13 protein-coding genes are annotated in these 17,520 nt (G+C 63.7%); 2 read left to right on the plus strand and 11 right to left on the minus strand.

Annotation, left to right across the window (positions count from 1 at the left end):
• The 5 genes from CFR80_RS00005 to CFR80_RS00035 all read right to left on the minus strand — a co-directional run.
• Positions 1-193 (minus strand): transposase (locus CFR80_RS00005; RefSeq protein ID WP_146221606.1); only part of this gene is annotated, 193 nt, incomplete at its 3' end.
• A gap of 1,505 nt (positions 194-1,698) precedes the next feature.
• Positions 1,699-2,718 carry a DNA polymerase III subunit delta gene (gene holA, locus CFR80_RS00020; protein WP_010515102.1) on the minus strand — a complete coding sequence of 340 codons (1,020 nt, stop codon included), beginning with the start codon at positions 2,716-2,718 and terminating at the stop codon, positions 1,699-1,701.
• The gene (locus tag CFR80_RS00025; protein WP_010515101.1) at positions 2,715-3,575 is read right to left on the minus strand and encodes an LPS assembly lipoprotein LptE; all 861 of its coding nucleotides are present in this window, start codon (positions 3,573-3,575) and stop codon (positions 2,715-2,717) included. Before CFR80_RS00025 ends, holA begins: the two co-directional genes overlap by 4 nt.
• Positions 3,576-3,578: 3 nt before the next feature.
• Entirely contained in the window at positions 3,579-6,212 is a 2,634-nt protein-coding gene (gene leuS / locus CFR80_RS00030; RefSeq protein ID WP_110507000.1) for a leucine--tRNA ligase, read from the minus strand.
• A gap of 100 nt (positions 6,213-6,312) precedes the next feature.
• Positions 6,313-6,846, minus strand: coding sequence for a DUF3576 domain-containing protein (locus CFR80_RS00035; protein ID WP_010515098.1), 534 nt, complete (start codon positions 6,844-6,846; stop codon positions 6,313-6,315).
• 224 nt (positions 6,847-7,070) lie between these two features.
• On the opposite strand from CFR80_RS00035, the gene CFR80_RS00040 reads away from it, so the two are divergent.
• Positions 7,071-9,107 (plus strand): glycoside hydrolase family 3 protein, encoded by a 2,037-nt coding sequence (locus CFR80_RS00040; RefSeq protein WP_232275757.1) that lies wholly within the window; start codon positions 7,071-7,073, stop codon positions 9,105-9,107.
• Between the two features lie 107 nt (positions 9,108-9,214).
• Here the strand turns inward: CFR80_RS00040 and CFR80_RS00045 are convergent, their stop codons facing one another.
• The 6 genes from CFR80_RS00045 to CFR80_RS00070 form a co-directional block, all read right to left on the minus strand.
• Positions 9,215-10,276, minus strand: a complete 1,062-nt coding sequence (locus tag CFR80_RS00045; RefSeq protein ID WP_029329567.1) for a lytic transglycosylase domain-containing protein — start codon at positions 10,274-10,276, stop codon at positions 9,215-9,217.
• A gap of 32 nt (positions 10,277-10,308) precedes the next feature.
• Complete coding sequence (locus tag CFR80_RS00050) at positions 10,309-10,752, minus strand: DUF1489 family protein (RefSeq protein ID WP_010515095.1); 444 nt, start codon at positions 10,750-10,752, stop codon at positions 10,309-10,311.
• Between the two features lie 17 nt (positions 10,753-10,769).
• Positions 10,770-11,828 carry a nucleoside hydrolase gene (locus CFR80_RS00055; RefSeq protein ID WP_042658905.1) on the minus strand — a complete coding sequence of 353 codons (1,059 nt, stop codon included), beginning with the start codon at positions 11,826-11,828 and terminating at the stop codon, positions 10,770-10,772.
• 118 nt (positions 11,829-11,946) lie between these two features.
• A complete protein-coding gene (hemW, locus tag CFR80_RS00060) occupies positions 11,947-13,119 on the minus strand; it encodes a radical SAM family heme chaperone HemW (protein WP_010515093.1) in 1,173 nt (390 codons plus the stop codon).
• Between the two features lie 135 nt (positions 13,120-13,254).
• Positions 13,255-15,255 carry a potassium transporter Kup gene (locus CFR80_RS00065; RefSeq protein ID WP_010515092.1) on the minus strand — a complete coding sequence of 667 codons (2,001 nt, stop codon included), beginning with the start codon at positions 15,253-15,255 and terminating at the stop codon, positions 13,255-13,257.
• Between the two features lie 126 nt (positions 15,256-15,381).
• Complete coding sequence (locus tag CFR80_RS00070) at positions 15,382-16,065, minus strand: YggS family pyridoxal phosphate-dependent enzyme (protein ID WP_010515091.1); 684 nt, start codon at positions 16,063-16,065, stop codon at positions 15,382-15,384.
• A gap of 70 nt (positions 16,066-16,135) precedes the next feature.
• Here CFR80_RS00070 and CFR80_RS00075 point away from each other — a divergent pair, with 70 nt between their 5' ends.
• Positions 16,136-17,470: an RsmB/NOP family class I SAM-dependent RNA methyltransferase gene (locus tag CFR80_RS00075; RefSeq protein WP_110507001.1), complete on the plus strand. Its 1,335-nt coding sequence runs from the start codon at positions 16,136-16,138 to the stop codon at positions 17,468-17,470.
• Positions 17,471-17,520 lie beyond the last annotated feature (50 nt).

A 17,520-nucleotide genomic window follows, 5' to 3' on the forward strand; every position in this document is an offset into this window, starting at 1 on the left:
CGCACCCGGCCGAGGCTATGTAGAGCATCGCGTTGACCACCTCGCGCATATCCGTCGTGCGAGGGCGACCGCCCCGTTTCGCAGGGGGCACAAATGGCACGATCAAAGCCCATTCCCCGTCCATCATATCCGATGGATATCGCAGTCCTTCCCGGCTATGTTCACGTCGGGCAATACCAGTCCATGTCACCATTCACTCCATCTCTTCGTAAAGACGGATGAATCACAACAGGCTGGTATTGTTCAAAAACTTTCGGATCAGGCTCTCAGACAACAATCACAAAAAAAGTAGGCATGGGTGTAAAGTTCCGGTCTGGTACAAATCACACACTTTCGACGGATGCTTATGGCCTGAATCGGATTTTGAAACATTTTTTTGATTAACTGACTGTAGTCAGGGAACTTTTCTTACCCCCATACTTTATATGCATTGAATATGTTCTATTCGTTATGGGTAGGTTATATCTCTGAATGAATAGAAACACTTTGTTAAGGCAGGTGTGAGTGAAGATAGGATCAATTCATAAATTGATCTTATTGATGCCAATTGTTTATTATTTTATCAGAATGTATTCTGAATGAATATCGCTATTCATTATATTTTTGAATATATACAGTGAAACAATAAATGGCGGAAAATTCTGCATGGAAAGAAAATCTGTAGTCCGCGGAAGTGGGTCATTTTTTTATTCTTCCTGCAAGGAATTCTACAGAACATATTGAAATATAATTTGCAGAACGCTGATTTATTTTCATGTAATGTAAAAATATACATTCATGATATTATATGAATTAAGAAAAATATTTATGTAGAATTATGAATTTTTAGATGTATCTTACATGGGTAATCAGAAATTAATTCCATTCAGGAAATGAACATGGAACCTGTATATTGATAGGGATGTAATTGTAAATGTCTTGGATATCATGATGACAACGGGCTGCAATATATCGCAGTGTTTCATTGTAACAGGCATGCTGCCGGTGTAATGGCAATTCGTGCATGAATGCCAGCCAGACGGCATCCGGGATGTCATGCCCACACGGCACGCATTCCATGCACGATGTCGCTGCGCATTTCGTGTCAGATATGCCTGAAGAGCGGGTCGGTCATCTGCCATGTCTGTCACGAATGGAACCAAAACGGTGGACGCATTCAACCGGCCAGCATGCGATCTGACAGGGGCCGGCCTTGGCACTCGGATGGTTTCAGTTCCGGTGGCGCGTTCCATGCTGATGTGACCATGCAGGGCGGGCACCATCCTGCCGCGAAGGAACAGATCCTGCCGCAGATCTGATGGTCATGGGATTGGCAGGGATTTGTGGTGTCCGCGGCGGGATTCGAACCCACGGCCCCAGGATTCGTACCACTTCGGCTTTCACCGCCGCCATAGGGATATGGCGTTCGTGGTCTGGACTGTCCCTTCACCATAAACCGCATGCGGTTGACAGGTGCTGCCCATCCAGTCTCTACACCTTGCCGGAAAACCGGCCTTGGCTCGGGATTGGCACGGCATTTGCCAGAGCGTTCCCCGAATTTGAGCAGATCCGCCACGTGGTTTCCCGTCGTGACGCCCAATTGCAAACCAGGAATCCTGTGCTCTATCCGGCTGAGCTACGCGGACACACCCGGATTTTCTAACCGAGGCAGCCCACCCCGGCAAGATGTTTCACGAAGGGAAGGGGGAATATTTTCCCTTAATGCCGCCTGCGCATCTGTTGCGCCTGTGCGCATAGCCGGGCGATATGGCGCAGGCACAGCACGACATCGGGGCTGCCGGTCTGTTTGCATGCCAGTTCCAGTGCCTGCGTGTCTTCAGCCGCACGCAGCAGGGCGTTGGCGGACCATATCATCATGGCCTGACCGAAGCTGTCGGTGCGTTTGAAAAAAACGGGGGGGCGCAACTGCCGCATGGCGTCCGCCCGGCTTGCCCCGCCATCCACCGCAATCCGTGCCCGCCGCAGCCGGTGGATGTGTGACAGCAGCACGCGTGTCAGGGCGACCGGGCTGCTGCCATCGGTGGTCAGCGCCCGTTCCGCGGCCGCATCCGCCGCCCTGCGGTCACCCGCCATGGCGGCAAAGGCCGCGTCTTCCAGTGATACGCCCGCCGCGTCACCAATGCACGCGCGCACGTCCTCCATTCCCAGCCTGCCGCCCGCACCGGCGAACAGGGCCAGTTTTTCAACTTCACTGCGTGTCGCCGCGCGGTCGGGGCCTGCACGCTCCACCATCCACCCCAGCGCATCAGGGTCGATCCCGACGTTCTGCGCCGATAGCATCTGCCGGATGGCGGCTTCCAGCGTCCGTCCTTCTTCAGGGTAACAGCCGATCACGCCGCACTGCCTGTCCTTTTCCGCAAAGGCGCGCAATTTCGAACGCGAGGCAAGGCCCGGCGCTTCCATAACTATCAGTGTATCGGATGACAGTCCCAGGCTGTGCTGCAATGGGGCAAGCAGGCTGTCACCCGCCTCGCGCAGCCAGACCACGCGCCGCCCCCCCGTCAGGGCAAGGGCGGTCGTTTCCTCCTCCAGCCGGTCATGGTCTTCGCGGCCCAGAATGGCGACCCGGAACGGATCCTGCAGGTCCGCGCAGACCGCTTTCGCCGCGGTTGTGGCCCGCTCACGAATCAGCCCCGCGTCATCCCCATGCAGGATAATGGCCCGCAGCGCACCCGGTGCCTGCAGGGTGGCATTGACGGCGCGGGCATCGATCTTCACTCGTTCGCGCCCCCGCCGCCTATGCTGATACCGGAGGAGGGGGATGTATCGACATCCGGGGCCATGGAGGTGCCCGAACCGCTCCGGTTGCCGCTGGTGGATTGCGGCGTGCTGTCCATGGGGGCGCTTTGGGTGGACAGGCTGCTGCCTTCGTTGTTTTCCTCGTTCAGCTGGGAATCGGTCCGGCCCGTCGCCAGTGCGGGCAGGCCATCGGCGCCCGGCTGCTGGGATGGCATCTGGTTATTGGGATTTACGATGCTGTTGGGATCGACATAGCGCGGCTGGTTCTGGTCCGCGACCGACCCGTCCACCGCAGGGCGGGCATGGGTGCGGAACCACGTCGCTACCTGCTGGGTGACCTGTTCGGCCATGTTCTTGGCGACACGGGTGCGCACGGTTTCCAGGTTCAGCGTCAGGGCGAAATACTGTTCATATGTATTGTTCACCCCATCCACGACCGAGGCATCTCCCCCCGCCAGCATGTGCGGGTTGTCCCCCAGCGTATAGAGCTGCCAGTGGGCGAAGGCGGTGGTCCGCGTGCGGCCACTGGTATTGTCCGCGTGGATGTCCACCGCTTCGTTCATGATGTAGGTGCTGATGCGCAGTTCGTAACCGGTCGGGTCTTCCGGCCCCGCCCCGCCCAGATCCTGCTGCAGGAACTGGCGAAGCTGCTGGCCGTACCGTTCCTGGATGATCGGTACGTACACCTGTTTCAGTTCCGCCACCACATTGGTCACGGTGGGTTTGCCATCCGCGCCGATATGGGTTCCCGTCGTCTTGTACATGGGCGAAAAGCCGCATCCTGCCACCATCAGCAGGATACCCAGCACGACAGGATGACGGACGGGATGCGCCATGGGCTATTTCGCAACCACGAAGTTGACGATCCGGCCCGGCACATGGATGCGCTTGACGATCCGCGCGCCATCCAGCAGGCGCGCCACGTTGGGTTCGGCTTCCGCCATGGCGATGACCCTGTCCGCGGGCATGTCCGGCGGCACGGCGATCGTGCCGCGCAGCTTGCCCATGATCTGGACGGCGATGGTCAGTTCGTTCGCCTTCAGCAGGTCCGCGATGGCGACCGGCCACGTGCGGTCCACCACCGGCTGGCCGCCGGGTTCAAGCAGCGCCATCATCGTTTCCGCCTGATGCGGCACCATTGGCGCGCACAGCAGTGCCAGCGTGGTGGCCGCTTCACGCCGGGCGAACGCCATGCCGTCCTCGCCTGCCGTCTTTTCCGCATCTGCCATGGCGGAGGTCAGTTCATGCAGCCGCGCCACGGCCACGTTTACACTGAAGGTTTCCAGCGCGTCGGTCACCGCCGCGATGGTGCGGTGGGTGGTGCGGCGCAGGGCATCCGCGTTGCGCGATACACTGGCGGGACACGCGGCACCCGCCGGGGTCTGTTCCGCCACCGTGCGGACAAGGCGGAACAGGCGCTGCAGGAAGCGCGATGCCGCGGCAACGCCGGATTCCGTCCATTCCATGTCGCGTTCCGGCGGGCTGTCGGACAGTACGAACCACCGTGCCGTATCCGCGCCAAAGCGTTCGATGATGGCGACGGGTGCCACCGTGTTGCGCTTGGACTTGGACATCTTTTCCACGCGACCGATGGTGACGGGCGCACCATTGTCGCGGCGCACGGCCCCATCGGCCCTGCGATCGACCTCCTCGGGATACAGCCAGTTGCCGTCCGCGTCGCGGTAGCTTTCGTGGTTGACCATCCCCTGCGTGAACAGCCCGTTGAAGGGTTCGTCCACATGCAGGTGTCCTGTCTCATGCATCGCGCGGGTGAAGAAGCGGGCATAGAGCAGATGCAGGATCGCATGTTCGATCCCGCCGATATACTGGTCCACCGGCAGCCAGCCATCAGCTGCGGCAGGCACGGTGGGCGTGGGCGCGTGCGGCGCGGTGAAGCGGGCGAAATACCACGAACTATCCACAAAGGTGTCGCAGGTATCGGTCTCGCGCACGGCGGCCTTGCCGCATTTGGGGCAGGCCACGTGCTTCCATGTCGGGTGGTGTTCCAGCGGATTGCCGGGGCGGTCAAAAGTCACGTCCTCGGGCAGCTTTACCGGCAGCTGGTCATCGGGCACGGGCTGCGCGCCGCAATCCGTGCAGTGGATGACGGGAATGGGGCAGCCCCAGTAACGCTGGCGCGAAATGCCCCAGTCACGCAGCCGCCAGTTGACCACACCCTGGCCGATTCCCATGCCTTCCAGCCGGGTGATCGCTTCCTTTTTTGCCGTCTCGGTATCCAGACCGTCCAGAAAGCCGGAATTGAACAGCGTGCCGTGGCCATCACATGCCCTGTCGGTCATGGTGAAGGTCGCGGCCTCGGCCCCCGGTGGCAGGATGACGGGGGTGACCGGCAGGTTGTACTTGCGCGCGAAATCAAGGTCGCGCTGATCACCGCACGGGCAGCCGAATACCGCACCCGTCCCGTAATCCATCAGCACGAAATTCGCGATCCAGACCGGGAAGGATTTATCGGGCATGAAGGGGTGGCTGACGCGCAGCCCGGTGTCGAAACCGCGTTTTTCAGCGGTTTCGATTGCCTCTTCCGACGTGCCCAGACGCTGGCATTCGGCAATGAATTCCCCGGCCGCCGCGTTTTTGGCCGCGACCTTGGCCGCCAGCGGATGGTCGGCCGCAATGGCCAGGAAGGACATGCCGAACAGCGTGTCGGGACGGGTGGTGAAGACCTCGATCGAATCAAGGTCGATATCGAAACCCGTGGGCGGTTCATGCAGGGCGAAACGGACCCTTGCCCCTTCGGATCGGCCAATCCAGCGTTCCTGCATGGTGCGCACGCGTTCGGGCCAGCGCGGCAGGGTGGACAGGCCATCAAGCAGCTGCGGGGCGAATTTCGTGATTTTCAGGAACCACTGCGACAGCTTCTTCTGTTCGATCAGCGCGCCCGAACGCCAGCCCCGGCCATCGACCACCTGCTCGTTCGCCAGCACGGTGTTGTCCACGGGATCCCAGTTGACCCAGCTTTCACGCCGTTCAACCAGGCCGCCCTTGAGCATGTCGAGGAACAGCTTCTGCTGCTTGCCATAATATTCCGGCAGGCAGGTCGCGATCTCACGGTCCCAGTTGAATGAAAAGCCCAGCCGTTTCAGCGTTGCGCGCATGGCGGCGATGTTGTCCATCGTCCACTTGCCCGGATGCACCCCGCGTTCGCGCGCGGCATTTTCCGCCGGCAGGCCAAAGGCGTCCCAGCCCATCGGGTGCAGCACGCTGAAGCCACGCGCACGCTTGTACCGCGCCACCACATCGCCCAGCGTGTAATTGCGCACATGGCCCATGTGCAGCTGTCCCGACGGATAGGGGAACATCTCCAGCACATAATATTTGGGCCGATCGGCAGGGGGGACATCGGGGACATTGAAGATGCCCGACGAAGCCCAGCGTTCCTGCCACTGCGGCTCGGCCGTGTGGAAGTCATAGGCGGGGGTGGCGCTGTCCGGTGGGGTGCTGGTTTCGGTCATCTTCTTCTGGTTCGGTATGCGGGGGCGGGGATACCCCGCCGGAAAGGTGCGGGCAGCACGGCCTGTGCCACCCGGTGGAAAGGAACGCCGGGGGCGGGGATCAGCGCTGTCCGCTATCGGTCCGCAGCTGGCGTGCGCGGGTCAGGATACGCGCGGTGATGTCGGATACGGTATTGGCCGCAACGGGGGTATCGACCCACTGGTTGTCCTGGAACACCTGACGGAACACCGATACGCGTACCGCGTCCGAACGCAGGCTGCGCGACAGGATGAAACAGGTGATCTTGAACCGCTCATCCTTGGTTGCGGGCGGTGTGTACCAGTCCGTCAGGATCACGCCCGCCACCGCATCGGCAGAGGCGAACGGCATGAAGGACAGCGTATCCAGCGCGCCGCGCCACAGGAAGGCATTGACCCCGTTGCTTTCCAGCGGGGTGGAACCGCCATTGGCGCCCCGGTCTTCCTTCAGCAGGCGGTTCTGGGGAATGGCCAGCCCGCTTTTGTCATGCTGCGGCGCACTGCCGCAGCCTGCCAGCAGGCTTATGGCCAGCAGCGCGGGCACGATCGCACGCGGCGGCAGGTGGCGGCCCGACGGGGCGGCAGAAGGGGCAGAACTGGGCGGACGAAGGGTCATGATGCCTCTATGGACGCCGGGGATGGCCCCCGCATGTGGTAATCCAGCCATGCGCCTGACCTGCCGGCCATGCCGGGCAGGGTGCGTTCTGGCCTGTCGCGTTGTCTGTTCTTCATATCCTGCCCCGCCTGTCCCGCCAAGTCGCACGGCCACTTTACCCTGCGTTGCGTGACAATCCCGGCCGGAGGTGCAAAAATGGCGTCACCTTTCAACAGCAATGGGACATGATGAGACACTCAGCCACATGGTACGTCGCCGCCCTGTGTACGGGCATCGTGTTTTTGCGGCTGTCGGTCCTGCCGGTCCATGCGGCCGGGGCGCTAGGTGGCAGCACGGGCACCGCGCATGCGGCGGACATGGCCGCGCGCATGCAGCCCGATGAACAGCAGACGGTCGTTCAGGCCCGCCCCGCTGCCGGTCTGGGCACGACAGCAGAGGCAGGTGACCTGCTGGCATGGCCGGGCGTTGCCCGTCTGGGCCTGCCGGTGCTGCGCATGCCGGATTTCGCCCATGCGGCCCAGCCTGCCGATGGCGCCCCCCATCCGCTGCTGCCATGGCTGGCGCTGGCGGCGACATGGGATCCCGACCTTGCCCGCCGGGCGGGCAGCGCGCGGGCACGCTCCGAATGGCTGCATGGCCGTGCGGTGCTGCGGGTGGGGGGCGTTGACCTGCTGCCATCAGGCCGCCTGCAGGCGGGGGAGGATCAGGTTCTTGCCGGAAGCATGGCGGGCATGATCGGTGCGGGACTGCTGGCGGGACATATACTGCCGGTCTTCGGGTCAGTCGCGACGGAGGAACAGTCGCGCGCGGATGGTACCCTGCCCGACCGCACGACGCAGGTACCTGCAGCCCAGCTTGCATCCCAGAGCCTGCTGGGTGTCGCCATGGCGCTGGAAACGGCGCATGGGGGGGCCATACTGTGTGGCGGCATGGCGCCGTGCCAGACCGTAACCGGCCTTGGGGCCATAGTGCATGACGCCTGGCATTTTCCCGGCATGGTCATGGCGCGGCCCGGTGGCGCGGGCGAGATCCGGAATGCGGATATTGCACCCACACTGGCGGCCGTCGCGGCAAGCGTGGATATGGAACAGGTGGATACGGACGGCCATGACGTCTTTGGCGCAGCCCTGCGGCAGGCCGTGCGCGAGGGCAGCCTGAAACCCGCGCAGGTGCAGGCAATGGTGACGCATATCCTCGCCTCGTTCTACATGTCAGGCAGTCTTGACCATCCGCCCCCTTTCTCCAGCGCGCATAATGGCGCGCCGCCCGCATCCCCTGACACGCTGGTGGCGGATGTGGAGGCACAGGGCGCGGTCCTGCTGCAGAATGAAAACAGGGTCGTACCCTTTGATCCCGCCCTTGGTCCTGTCCTGATGCTGGTCCATCCCGCGTTGCGCCCTGCGGCGGAAAAGCTGGCTGATGCGCTGCGGCATGCGGGGCTGAACGTGGCGCTGTCCGTTGCGACGGAGGGGGCGGGTGCGCCCGGCACCCTGCCACCTGCCGTATCGCAGGCCGCGCGCACGCTGGTGCTGAGTGCGGGCAATGATGACAACCAGATGATTTCAACCGTGGCGGAAATGGGTGGCCACGTTGTCGTGGTGCTGGCGTCGGACGACCCGGACCGGCAGATGCCCTGGCTGGATACGGTGGACAGCGTGGTGCAGGCATGGGCGTGGCGGGATGAATATGCCCAGCCACTGGCCGCCCTTCTGTCCGGGCAGCAGGATTTTTCCGGCCATCTGCCGGTTACGCTGACGGGGGGCTTCTATCCGCCAGGTCTGGCGGATGCTGATTATCGCGCGTTCGCCCGCGCCCATGTCGTGCCGCTGTTTCCGTTTGGCTATGGCCTGTCAACGCGGGGGCACCTGACCTTCAGCGATCTGCATGTCGTGCGCGATGGCAACCATGCGACGGCCAGTTTCTCCATCACCAATTCCGATGACACCCCGGTACGCGCGGTTCCGCAACTGTATGTGGAAATGCCCGATGATGTGCCGGGGGCTGCCCGTCGTCTGGCCGGATGGCGCAGCATCATGGTTGCGCCGGGACATACCGTGCGGCTGAGCGTGCCGGTCAGCCTGCGGCTGGTGGGACAATGGAACCCGGCGGGCGGCAACTGGAGCGTGGCGGCGGGGGATTATACCCTCTCGCTGGGCTTTTCTTCCGTCATGATGGTGCGGCATGCGACGCTGCACCTGCCCGCGCTGCATGTGCCCGGTGCGCTGGACAGCACGGCCGCGCCGGTTATGGCTTCGGAATAGGGATAGTTATATTAAGGTGAAGAAAACTCCGGACGGGCATCGCCTTCCTGAAGAAAGGCGACATCCTAAAACTTTTATATTCCCCATTACGGCATAATCGAACCCGTTTACTGTCCCGGGCGGATCACGCTGCAGGGCAGGCCCTGATTTTTCAGCGTGGAACAGGCCTGCGTGGCCGTCGCCTGTGACAGCCCGGCAAGGCGGGCGCGATAGATCACGCCCCCGGCGGGCTTGTTGACTGGAATGACCATGCTGCGCGCGCCCTGCAGGGCGGCAAAGTCCCCCTGCCGGGCCATGGTGGTGGCGAAGCGGGCCTGTCCTTCGGCGGTAAAGGCCCCGACCTGTACCATCCATGCCCCGTAACCGGCCCCGGCGCTGGCGGCAGGGGCGGCAGCCGTGCGGGCGTCGGTATGGCAGGTGGTGTTGGTTGGATCATACGCCAGACTGGCGTCCTGCACGCAGGCCGTGCGGTGCTGCACGGGGGCGGGCGGATTGAGGGTGGCGTACTGGATATAGGTATGGTCGGCCTTGACCCCGGTGTTGCCCGGTCCCAGCGCGGGCGGGTTGGCGGCGACGCGCTGGCCGGAGGAGCCATAGACCGCCAGCGGTCCGCTCAACGCGACCTCGTTGCCAAGATTGGGGGTGATGATACGCAGGTAGCGGACCGTCTGGCTGGGCAGGGGGCGACCATTTTCAAGGTAGTCGTTCAGCCGCTGCGTGCCCGCGTTATAGGCCGCAAGGAAGCCCGGCGCGCCATACAGCCCGTACAGGATGCGAATATAGGCCGTGCCCGCAAGAATGTTGTCATGCGGATTGTACGGGTCGGATCCAAGGTGGTTACGCCGCTGCATGTCGGCATAGGTCGGCGGCATGAGCTGCATGAGCCCGATCGCCCCGCTGGCCGAGCGCGTCAGGTGCCCGTCGATATATTCATGGCCGCCGGATTCCTTCTGGATCACGGCGCGAATCCATTCCTGCGGTACGGCGAACCGGGTGGAGGCATCGGCAATATAGGGCTGCCACGGGTCCGTGACCGGACCCGGCGCGCGGTATGCGGCCTTGCCTTCATAATAGCTGTTGTAATGCGACGTCTTTCCACCGCCGCCGCCCGAACTGGCGCAGGCGGCAAGGCCCAGCCCGGTCAGGACCAGAACACCAAGGCGCGTCATGCCCCGCAGGGAGGAAGGGGTCGGGGACATGTTCAGATCAGGCACAGTTCCGCCAGTTCGTTACGGAGGGCTTCGGGCAGCACGTCGCCCATATGGCTGTTGGCCAGCAGGTCGGGCGGCGCATCCTCGGGGCGGAGGTAGCGCCAGCCCTGGAACGGCCGCATGGCGCGTGGCTGGACCGGGATGATGTCGGGCGCCATGACCACCAGTGCGCATGGCGTGCCATCTTCACGCGTGTCGGGCTGGATTGCGGTAATGCGCTGGCGGCACAGGATGCGCCCGCCAATGACACGATAGATCGAACCACCATCCAGTATGTCCGCAGCCCTGCGGGGGTACATGCGGGTACGGAACCACGGCATGCCGGTGGCGCTGGTGCCGTCCAGGTCATCAACCGGCGGCGTCTGGAGAGACTGGCGTGCGGCCAGATCCTCGATGGACTGGATGCCAACCGCCAGTTTGACCATGTGCAGCATGCTGCGTGTGTTCCCCGTCAGTGCTCCCGACCGGGCAGGTCGGTCTGTGCCTGCTGCGCGAAAATGTCGCGGAAGCGGTCGGCATCAATGCTGCGCACGATATGCACGGTGCGCATGGGGCTGTCATGCGGGGCCAGCGAATCGGGCACGACAAAGACATGGCCATAATGCGGGCCACGGCTGGTATCGATATCCATGCGGGCGTCCACGGCCGATGTCACCAGCGTGGGATCAGCGGCGATGGCGGTCGTCATTTCATCCCACATGGGCAGCGGATCATAATATCTGCCAATGTAATCGGTCAGCGGTGTCTTCTTTGCCGTCAGCCGGGCCAGGTACTGCTTCGACAGCATGAGATCATTCGAGACGCTGCCCACCACGGTCACCTTTTTCCACGGTGCGGTCAGCGTGATGTGGGCGGCTTCGGGATCAAAGATCATGTTAAAATCGGAAGCGAAATCCGCATTCCCGGTAATGGACATCATGCTGGTGTCCAGCAGGCCCCCCATGAAAACAAGCTGCTTTGCCGTTTCGGCAAAGGTCGGGTCCTGACGGATCGCCAGCGCCAGGTTGGTCAGCGGTCCCGCCGCGACAATCGTGACCTCATGCGGGTGGGCATGGACCTGTTCGATCAGGAATTGCGCGGCACTCTGCGCCACGGGGGACAGATGGGGTGCCCCTTCCTTCATGGCCGGAATGGCGGGCTGGATGTCCGTGGCGCTGTCGATCGAACCCGCCCCGCCCCAGGCGCCTTTCCATGGAATGATGCCGTACTGCTGTTCATGCAGCTTCATTTCGGCTCGCGTGTTGACCAGCGGATAGACCGCGCCATCGGCAACCGGCACGTCGGTGCGTCCCACGATTTCCAGCAGGCGGCGCAGGTGCGCGGATTCCGCGTTTTCCCACCCGTCGCCCGACACCACCGTAAAGCCCAGCACGCGGACATGCGGGTTGAACAGCAGCGGGATGGCCGAAAGCTGGTCCGACCCACCCGGGCCAAGGAAGTCGTTATCCTCGATTACAAGTTCCTGCCCGGCCGTAGCCGGGGCAGGGGCGGCGAGGGCCGATGTGGCCATCAGCGTGACAGCCGTAAGACAGGCCGCAAACCGGGCAGTCAGTGAAAGGGCGGATGAGAACACGCGATGCACTCCTTGGCCTTACGTATGGTGGGCCGCCATCGTATTGCCTAAATTCCTAAAGCACCAGCGCGGCCAGCAGGCTTTCCAGCCGCAGGCGGCCCGCGGCCGTGGCGCGCAGGGTCTGGCGGGCGGGATCAGCGACCAGATAGCCTTCCTCCACCGCGGCGGCCATGATGTCGGCGTCGGTTGCGTCGTGCACCGTCATGCCGGTGCGGCGGGCGAACCGCGTGGTGGAAATCCCTTCTGCCAGCCGCAGCCCCATCAGCAGCATTTCGCGCGCACGGTCGCGGTCATCCAGCCGTTCTTCCGCATGTGCGCCGGTGCCGGTGCGTTCCACCCGCTCTGCCCACGGTTCAGGTGCGCGGTGACGCCGGGTGGCGCAGGTCACGCCATTGCGGGTCAGCCGCCCATGCGCGCCCGGGCCAATGCCCAGATAGTCGCCATACCGCCAGTAGGTCAGGTTATGGCGGCTTTCGGCACCGGGGCGGGCATAATTGGAGATTTCATACCCAAGCAGCCCGTGGCGGCCCGCGACCTCGGCGGTCAGTTCATACAGGCGCGCGGCTTCGTCCCCATCAGGCAGGCGGAAGCGGCCCTGACGGTACAGGCTTTCGAATTTCGTACCGGGTTCGATGGTCAGCTGGTACAGCGACAGGTGGTCCGAGACCAGCGACAGCGCCGTCTCCAGCTCCGTCCGCCATGCCGCGGCGTCCTGTCCGGGGCGGGCATAGATCAGGTCGAATGAAATCCGGTCGAACAGGCTACGCGCCGTCTCCAGCGCTGCCATGGCCTGTGGCGCGTCATGTTCGCGCCCCAGAAAGCGCAGGGCTTCGGCATCAAGGCTCTGGACACCGACGGAAATGCGGTTGACGCCTGCGTCACGGAAGGCGCGCAGCCGGCCGGTTTCCACGCTGGTGGGATTGGCCTCCAGCGTGATTTCGACATTATCCGTCAGGCCAAACAGCATGCGGGCATCATCAATCAGCCCGGCCACCGTTTCGGGTGCCATGAGCGATGGCGTGCCGCCGCCAAAGAAAATGGAGCTTATGGTCGGTCGCTCGGCCCGGTCATCGCCCATGCGGGCGGCTTCGTGCGCCAGTTCGCGCCGCAGTGCCGCGCCGAAGCGGGCGCGGGGGATCTCATCACGCACATGGCTGTTGAAATCACAGTACGGGCATTTGGACAGGCAGAACGGCCAGTGCACGTACAGCGCCAGCGGTTCTTCCACGCCTGATAAAGGGCTGTCTGAAAAGCCTGCCAACGAACCCCCTTGCAAACCGGAATGAAGTTTTTGGTGAAGCTTTTTTCAAAAAGAATGTCGCCTTTTTGAAAAAAGGCGACACCCGAAAGCTTCTGTTATTTTTCAGATCGCCAGCCGCACGCCCAGCTCCACCACGCGGTCGGGCGGAATGCGGAAGAATTCCGTCGCCGGGGTTGCGTTGCGCGCCATGAACAGGAACAGCGACATCCGCCACCGCGACAGCTTGGGAACGGACGAACGCACAAGCAGTTCACGGCTGGTGAAATACGATGCCTGAAGCGCATCGAAATCAAGGCCGCTGGCCTTCAGGTCCTCCAGCGCGCGGGGCAGGTTGGGCATTTCCATGAAGCCGTACCGCAGGATGATCCGGTAGATGTCGGGCGCCAGTTCCTGCAACGCCACGCGGTGGCCGTGATCGGCTTCGGGCTGGTCCAGCGTCTGCACGGTCACGAACAGCACGTGGTCATGCAGTACCTTGTTGTGCTTGAGGTTATGCAGCAGGCAGGCGGGCACGAAATCGGGGTTCCCGGTCATGTACACCGCCGTGCCCGGCACGCGGATGATGCGCGACTGCGGCAGGCGGGCCAGGAACGAGTTCATGGGCATGCTGTCCTGCTTCTGCCGGTTCATGATCAGCTGACGACCCTTTTTCCACGTCGTCATCATAAGCGTCAGCACGATGCCCAGCAGCACCGGCACCCAGCCGCCCTGCGGGATCTTGAGCGCATTGGACGCGAAGAACGTGGCATCAAGCAGGAAGAAGCCGCCGAAGGTTGCGATCGCGGCGGGCCGCGACCAGTGGTACAGCCTGCGGAACACCACCATCGCCAGGACGCAGGTGCACATGAACGTGCCCGTCACCGCAATGCCGTAGGCGGAGGCCAGCGCGTCCGAACTGCGGAAGGCCAGCACCAGCAGCAGCGCGCCCACCATCAGGAAGCGGTTGAATTCCGGCAGGTAGATCTGGCCTTCCTCCTCCGCATTCGTATGGGTCACGCGCATGCGTGGCAGGTAGCCCAGCTGGATGATCTGGCGGCACAGCGAAAACCCGCCCGAAATGCCCGCCTGACTGGCAATGACGGTGGCGAAGGTGGACAGGATGATCATCGGCACCTGCAGCCAGTGCGGGCCAAGCAGGAAGAACGGATTGGCCAGCGCCGCGGGGTCCGCGATGATCAGCGCACCCTGGCCCAGATAATTCAGCGCAAGGCAGGGCAGCACGCAGAACAGCCACGCATAGCGGATGGGCTGGCGACCGAAATGCCCCATGTCGGCATACAGCGCTTCCGCCCCCGTGACCGACAGCACGACCGAGCCCAGCGCAATGAACGACAGCCACCCGTGATAGACGATGAACTGCACCGCATAGGTGGGCGATATGGCCAGCAGCACCGCCGGGTGATGCAGGATCTGCAGTCCGCCCAGTATGCCCAGCAGGCTGAACCACACCAGCATGATCGGCCCGAACACGGTGCCCACCTTGCCCGTGCCGTAGCACTGGACCGAAAACAGCCCGATCAGGACCATGAGCGCAATGGGTATGACCAGGTCACGCGCGGCGGGGAAGCTGACTTCCAGCCCCTCCACTGCCGACAGCACGGAAATGGCGGGGGTGATCATGCCATCGCCAAAGAACAGGCAGGCCCCCCCGATGCCGACCATGCCCAGCGCGATGCGCAGCCGGTTGCTGGGGGCCACGCGCTGGGCCAGCGACATGAGCGAGATGATCCCGCCTTCCCCATTATGGTCGGCGCGCATGATCAGGATGACGTATTTGACCGTCACGATCAGCAGCAGCGACCAGATGATCAGGCTGAGAACGCCCAGTACCTCCCACGGGGCGATCCGGTGGTGCTGCGAGACGACCATGATGGTCGACCGAAGGGCGTAGATCGGGCTTGTGCCGATATCGCCAAACACCACGCCCAGCACACCCAGCAGGGCGGCAAAGCCTACGGGGTTTGCAGCATGTTCGTGCTGGTCCGCGCCATATTCGGTAATCTTGGGCGCGGTCGTGGCCTTGTCCGCGGCAGTGGCGGGATGACCTGCGCCATCCGGCGGCGTCGGGGATCCGGGGGCAGAAGGCCCCGTGGGTTGCGTCATGTCGTGACGGCTCCGCGGCAATGAAGACAGAAAACCGGCATCACATCGCGACCGGATAGTTTCACATTACCGCCTCGCCCCATGCGCAGCAAGGCCCGTCTCCGCTCAGGTGCCATTCAGGCGTGGTCAGGCATGGGCGGGGCGGGCACCGAAAATGGCGCTTCCCACCCGTACCAGCGTCGCGCCACAGGCAATCGCGCGTTCAAAATCGGCCGACATGCCCATGGACACGACCGGCAGCCCGTGCCGTGCCGCCATGTCCGACAGCAGCCGGAAATGCGGCGTCGGGTCCTGATCATGCGGCGGGATGCACATAAGGCCGCGCACCGCGTCGCCAAAGCGCGTGATGCTGGCGGTGATGAAGGTATCGGCGTCTTCCCGCCGCACGCCCGATTTCTGGGTTTCGTCGCCCGTGTTTACCTGCACCAGCAGGTGTGGCAGGCGGCCCGCCCTGTCACCCGCGCGCGCGATCGCGTCCGACAGGGACGGTCGGTCGAGGCTTTCGATCATGTCCGCGATCCGGACGGCCTCCAGCGCCTTGTTGGTCTGCAGGCCGCCGATGATGTGCAGCCGCAGGTCGGGCCAGCGTTCGCGCAGGGCAGGGAATTTGGCGGCGGCTTCCTGCACGCGGTTTTCACCGAATATCCGCTGCCCCGCCTCGAGTGCCGCGATGACGCTGGACTGCGGATGGAACTTGGAAACGGCCACCAGGCCGATGGTGGACGGGGCGCGACCTGCCGCCTGCGCGCTGGTGGTGATGCGGGCGCGGATGCCCGTCAGCGCCTGTGCTATGGATGTGGATGTTGACATGGCTCTAGGCTTGGCCTGAATACCTCCCCGGTCAAGCCCCCGCGTATCGCAGTTTTCAGGTCAGGATTCCATGAAGCCTTCCCCGTCCCCGTCGTCCCGCCCCACCGGCCGCCGCCCCAACGCAGGCCGCCCCGACCGGCGCGGTGGCAAGGTCGCCCCGGATCCCACGCGCGACATCGCCTTCGATATCGTCGAAGGCGTGATCGTGCACCGCCGCATGCTTGATACGTCGCTGGGCCATTCGGCCGCCGCCCGCGCGGCCGAACCGCGCGACCGTGCCGCGGGCCACCGGCTGGCGGCCACCGTGCTGCGGCACATGGGCACCGCGAATGAGGTTCTGGCCCCGTTCCTGAAGCGTGAACCGCCCGAACCCGTTCGCGTGGTGCTGCTGATCGGGGTGGCGCAGCTCCTGTTCCTTGACACGCCGGCCCATGCCGCCGTGGCCACGTCCGTCGCCCTTGCGCGCAGGCGGGGGCTGGTGCCGTTCGCGGGGCTGGTCAACGCCGTGCTGCGTCGCGTTGCGGCTGGCGGGACGCAGGCGCTGGAGGGGCTGGACCAGGCGCGGCTGGATGTGCCGCCGTGGCTGTGGCAGTCGTGGGGGAAGCTGGCACGTCCCATCGCCCGCGCACTGGGTCATGAACCGCCGCTGGACCTGAGCATCCGCCCCGGTGCCGAACCCCCGCCGGGCGGCGAGGTGATGCCCAATGGAAGCGTGCGCTTTGCCGCGGGGACGGTAAAGGTGGTGGACCTGCCCGGCTTTGCCGAAGGGACATTCTGGGTGCAGGACATGGCCGCAAGCCTGCCCGCGCGGCTGCTGGATGTGAAGGCGGGCGAACGCGTGGCCGACCTGTGTGCGGCCCCCGGTGGCAAGACCGCCCAGCTTGCCTTTGCCGGGGCGGAGATATTCGCCATTGAACGCGAAGGCCGCCGGATCGAGCGGCTGCGCGCGAATCTGGCACGCCTGGGGCTGGATGCGGTGAAGGTCATCCATGCGGATGCGGCACAGTGGCGGCCTGATGCTCCGCTGGACGCGATTCTGCTGGATGCGCCATGTTCGGCCACCGGCACCATCCGCCGACACCCCGACGCCATGTGGATCAAGCGCCCGCGTGACATCGCCACCATGACGGAAGGGCAGGACCGGCTGCTGGCCGCAAGTCGCGACATGCTGCGGCCGGGCGGGCGCGTGGTCTATGCCGTGTGTTCGCTGCAGCCCGAGGAAGGCGAGCAGCGTGCCCGCGCGGCCGAGGCGATGGGCCTGCTCCCCGATCCTTTCACGCCGGAGGAACTGGCCTTCCTGCCGCAGGCCCGCACGCCGGAGGGATGGCTGCGCACCCATCCTGGCATGCTGGCGGATCATGGTGGCATGGATGGCTTCTTCGCCGCGCGTTTCCGTCGGGCCTGACAGGGGCAGGGGGCATGAGGAAAGATTGGCGTTAGTCTTTGATTGCTGTT

Source organism: Komagataeibacter oboediens, from assembly GCF_003207815.1.
Lineage (GTDB): Bacteria > Pseudomonadota > Alphaproteobacteria > Acetobacterales > Acetobacteraceae > Komagataeibacter > Komagataeibacter oboediens.

What these genes read in the sequence shown, in the direction of transcription:
- CFR80_RS00025 (WP_010515101.1), bottom strand. Translation starts at nt 3,575, where the DNA reads ATGGCGCATCCCGTCCGTCATCCTGTCGTGCTGGGTATCCTGCTGATG.
- leuS (WP_110507000.1), bottom strand. Translation starts at nt 6,212, where the DNA reads ATGACCGAAACCAGCACCCCACCGGACAGCGCCACCCCCGCCTATGAC.
- CFR80_RS00035 (WP_010515098.1), bottom strand. Translation starts at nt 6,846, where the DNA reads ATGACCCTTCGTCCGCCCAGTTCTGCCCCTTCTGCCGCCCCGTCGGGC.
- CFR80_RS00040 (WP_232275757.1), top strand. Translation starts at nt 7,071, where the DNA reads ATGATGAGACACTCAGCCACATGGTACGTCGCCGCCCTGTGTACGGGC.
- CFR80_RS00045 (WP_029329567.1), bottom strand. Translation starts at nt 10,276, where the DNA reads ATGACGCGCCTTGGTGTTCTGGTCCTGACCGGGCTGGGCCTTGCCGCC.
- CFR80_RS00050 (WP_010515095.1), bottom strand. Translation starts at nt 10,752, where the DNA reads ATGCTGCACATGGTCAAACTGGCGGTTGGCATCCAGTCCATCGAGGAT.
- CFR80_RS00055 (WP_042658905.1), bottom strand. Translation starts at nt 11,828, where the DNA reads ATGGCCACATCGGCCCTCGCCGCCCCTGCCCCGGCTACGGCCGGGCAG.
- CFR80_RS00065 (WP_010515092.1), bottom strand. Translation starts at nt 15,255, where the DNA reads ATGACGCAACCCACGGGGCCTTCTGCCCCCGGATCCCCGACGCCGCCG.
- CFR80_RS00070 (WP_010515091.1), bottom strand. Translation starts at nt 16,065, where the DNA reads ATGTCAACATCCACATCCATAGCACAGGCGCTGACGGGCATCCGCGCC.
- CFR80_RS00075 (WP_110507001.1), top strand. Translation starts at nt 16,136, where the DNA reads ATGAAGCCTTCCCCGTCCCCGTCGTCCCGCCCCACCGGCCGCCGCCCC.